Here is a 3,538-nt window from a genome sequence, read left to right as displayed (position 1 = left end):
ACGCAGGCCGCGCCATGGCCGAACGCGCCGTGCCGCTGCTGCAGAAAACCCTGACCAGCGAGTTTGGCGTTCCGGTCGTCGTCGATCTCAAAGCGATCGAGGTCAGCCGCGTTCCCGAGGCGCGTTCGCGTGCCGGCGACACGTTTGCGATGACCGTGATCGGCTCGTCGGCGTCCTCCGATGCGATGACCCTGGTAATCGATGCTCCGGCGATCGCCATCATGGTCTGCACGCTGTTCGGCGGCGACCCGGATCTGCCGGCATCGCCGATCGAACGCGATCTGTCGCAAATCGAAATCGATGTTTCGACCATGGTGTTCCAGCAGGTCGCACAGGCCCTCAACGGATCGGGAAAGCGTTCGCTCGACCTGCGCCTGCCCGCGCCGCGGGCAATGTCGGGCACCGAGGCGAAGCGGTACGTGCTGCGCGATGGCGCGGCAATCCGCATCGTGCTTGGCATCTCGACGCCGGCCGACAGTGGCACCGTGACGGTGACGATGCCGCAGCGCGTCGTGCTGGCCAGCCGCGACGGAGCCGTGCCTGTCAGCGACGACGATCACGGCCCCAGCTGGCGCGCCCGCTTTTCGGAAGAGGTGATGCGCTCCACCGTGGCGCTCGAGGCCACGATGCCGCTGGCGCGGCTGACGCTCGGCGACCTCGCCGGTTTCGAAATCGGCGACGTCATCGAATTCGAGGAAACGGCCCAGTCCCAGGCGCGTCTCAGCGCACGGGGCAAGACGCTGTTCGTATGCGAGTTCGGCAAACTGGGACAGAATTACACCGTCCGGATCAGGCAACCTTACGATGCCGGGCAGGACTTTATCGACGGGCTGATGCCGGCTGCCGCCGGACGCGCCTGAGCATTTGGAGACGATCATGGCCAAAACCAAGGCGGAAGCCGACCTCGACCAGCCGGACGAGCAACTCGACCGTGCCATCGAAGAGTTGCGCGGGGTCCTGCATGAAGAGGAGCAACGTCCCGATGCGGCGTTCAGGGCGGCCTCATCGGCCAATTCGAGCGTGATCATGAACATCCCCGTCGATGTCCAGATCATCCTCGGCAGCACCGAGATGCCGGTCTCCGATCTGATGGCGCTGCAAAAAGGGTCGACCGTGGCGCTCAATCGCCGCATCGGCGAACCTGTCGACGTCGTGGTCAACGGCCGAAAGATCGCGCGCGGCGAGATAACCGTTCTGGAAAGCGATCCTTCGCGCTTCGGCATCAGGCTGACCGAAATCATCGCCGGCACGAAGGGCGCCTAGACATGGTTTGCGGGGCTTGCCGGTGGCAGCGGAGGCGAGTGGCATGACGACGCCGGTGACCTTGACCCGCGCGCAGAAGGCGGCCGCCATACTTGTGGCGATGGGCAAGCCGTCGGCCAGCCGCCTGCTGAAATTCTTCAAGCAGGAAGAACTGAAGGCCCTGATCGAGGGCGCCCGGCTGCTGCGGACGATTCCGCAAAGCGATCTTGAGCGCATTGTCGCTGAGTTCGAGGCCGAATTCACCGAAGGGGCGGGATTGCTCGATTCCGCCGACAGGATGGACACCATCCTCAACGAATCGCTCTCGCCCGAAGAGATGAGCGCGATCATGGGCGACAGGAAATTCGAGGTCGCACCGGAAGGCCCGCCGCCGATCTGGCCCGAGCTCGAAAAGCTCGAACCGGCGCGGCTTGGCGCCTTCCTGGCCGGTGAGCATCCGCAGACAGCGGCCATGGTGTTGTCGAAGCTGGCGCCGCAGGTGGCGGCGAGCGTGCTGCTGACACTGACCAAGCCGATGCGTGGAGAAATCATCAAGCGCATGGTGACGATGGCCAATGTTCCCGACGCTGCCGCCAGGATCGTCGAAAACCGGCTGCGCACCAGTGTGCTGGCCGAAACCTCGACCAAGGATACCTCGGCCGGACAGGCGCGTGTCGCCAGCGTCCTCAACGAACTCGACAAGCCGCTGCTCGAGGAGGTGATGCAGGATCTGGAAGCCGCCGGCACGCCTGATCTCGACGGCGTGCGAGCCCGGCTGTTTGCTTTCGACGATCTGCCGCTGCTCACCCAGAAAGCGCGGGTGCTGCTGTTCGACGGGCTATCGACGGAGCTGGTCACGCTGGCCTTGCGTGGCACGTCGGCCGCCCTTGCAGAATCGGTGCTGTCGGCCATCGGCGCCCGCTCGCGGCGCATGATCGAAGCCGAGCTCGGGCAGGGCTCGGACGGGATCCCCCTCGCCGATATCATGGCGGCCCGCAAGACGATCGTGACGACGACGATCCGGCTGTCGCGCGAAGGCGCCTTCGAACTCCCCTCGACCCAAGACGCCGCCTAGGACCGCGCCATGGCTGACGCGGTCGACAAGGATTCGAAAACCGAAGAGGCGACGGAAAAGAAGATCCGCGACACCATCGAACAGGGCAAGCTGCCCCATTCGCGGGAGACAGCGCTCTTTGCCTCGTTCGTTGCCATACTGGTGTTCACCGTCTTCTACGCCAAGGATGCGATCATCGATCTCGGCATGTTCCTGTCGATGTTCCTGGAGAAGCCGGAAGCCTGGCCGATGGACACGGAGACCGACGTCATCGCGCTTTACAAGATCGTCCTGCTCGAGGTCGGCCGCGCCGTCCTGAGCTTGATGGTGCTGCTGACCGTCGCCGGCGTCGGCGCCTCGGTGTTCCAGAACATGCCGCAATTCGTAGGCGAGCGGGTCCGGCCGCAACTCTCGCGTATTTCGATCGCCAAGGGTTGGAACAGGCTGTTCGGCATCCAGGGTTGGGTCGAGTTCCTGAAGTCACTCGGCAAGGTCGGGTTTGCCATCGTCGTGCTGAGCTTCACCCTGTCGGAAGACCACCGCAAGCTGCTCGCCGGGATGATCACCAATCCGGTCGCCTTCGGTCTCGTCATCCGCGGCATCGCCGTCGACATCCTGGTGGCGATCGTCTTCGTCATGGGGCTGATCGCGGCAGTCGACATCGTCTGGTCGCGCTTCCACTGGAAGCAGGATCTGCGCATGAGCAAGCAGGAGGTCAAGGACGAGTTCAAACAGTCCGAGGGCGACCCGATCGTCAAGTCGCGGCTGCGCTCGCTGGCGCGCGACCGGGCGCGCAAACGGATGATGACGGCGGTGCCGCGCGCGACGCTGATCATCGCCAACCCGACGCACTTCTCGATCGCGCTGAAATATGTGCGCGACGAGGACTCGGCGCCCATGGTGCTGGCCAAGGGCCAGGATCTGGTGGCGCTCAAGATCCGCGAGATCGCGCGGGAACACAACATCCCGATCTTCGAGGACGTGGCGCTCGCCCGCTCCATGTACAAGCAAGTTTCGGTCGATAATGTGATCCCGTCACAATTCTACCAGGCCGTCGCCGAACTGGTGCGGATCGTCTACTCGAAAAAGGCTGAGCGCAGACAGATTTCATGAACCGGCAACCGCACGCAAAATCCCGCGAGATCATCGTCGCCAGCGCCATCGAGCAGGTGGTGGGCGAACTGAGGCTGATCGATGTCGCCGACTACATCGCCTTTATCCGGCTGGAGCATTTCGCATGCC

General features: G+C 63.9%; 4 protein-coding genes. All 4 read left to right on the top strand.

Features of this window, described 5'->3' with window-relative positions:
* Positions 1-860 (top strand): FliM/FliN family flagellar motor switch protein (locus EN994_RS22825; protein WP_164746091.1); only part of this gene is annotated, 860 nt, incomplete at its 5' end.
* 16 nt (positions 861-876) lie between these two features.
* Entirely contained in the window at positions 877-1,263 is a 387-nt protein-coding gene (gene fliN / locus EN994_RS22820) for a flagellar motor switch protein FliN (protein WP_023809994.1), read from the top strand.
* A 43-nt stretch (positions 1,264-1,306) separates the two neighbouring features.
* Positions 1,307-2,317: a flagellar motor switch protein FliG gene (locus EN994_RS22815; RefSeq protein WP_013529806.1), complete on the top strand. Its 1,011-nt coding sequence runs from the start codon at positions 1,307-1,309 to the stop codon at positions 2,315-2,317.
* Positions 2,318-2,326: 9 nt separating this feature from the next.
* Positions 2,327-3,409, top strand: a complete 1,083-nt coding sequence (flhB, locus tag EN994_RS22810; RefSeq protein ID WP_024502683.1) for a flagellar biosynthesis protein FlhB — start codon at positions 2,327-2,329, stop codon at positions 3,407-3,409.
* Positions 3,410-3,538: the final 129 nt, after the last annotated feature.

It is taken from the genome of Mesorhizobium sp. M7A.F.Ca.CA.002.09.1.1 (assembly GCF_003998555.1).
Lineage (GTDB): Bacteria > Pseudomonadota > Alphaproteobacteria > Rhizobiales > Rhizobiaceae > Mesorhizobium > Mesorhizobium ciceri.
The sequence above is the reverse complement of the archived record's forward strand: the minus strand, read 5'-3'. Positions and strand labels throughout refer to the sequence as shown.

Excerpts from the sequence above, each read along its gene's own strand:
- fliN (WP_023809994.1), top strand. The coding sequence starts at position 877 with ATGGCCAAAACCAAGGCGGAAGCCGACCTCGACCAGCCGGACGAGCAA.
- EN994_RS22815 (WP_013529806.1), top strand. The coding sequence starts at position 1,307 with ATGACGACGCCGGTGACCTTGACCCGCGCGCAGAAGGCGGCCGCCATA.
- flhB (WP_024502683.1), top strand. The coding sequence starts at position 2,327 with ATGGCTGACGCGGTCGACAAGGATTCGAAAACCGAAGAGGCGACGGAA.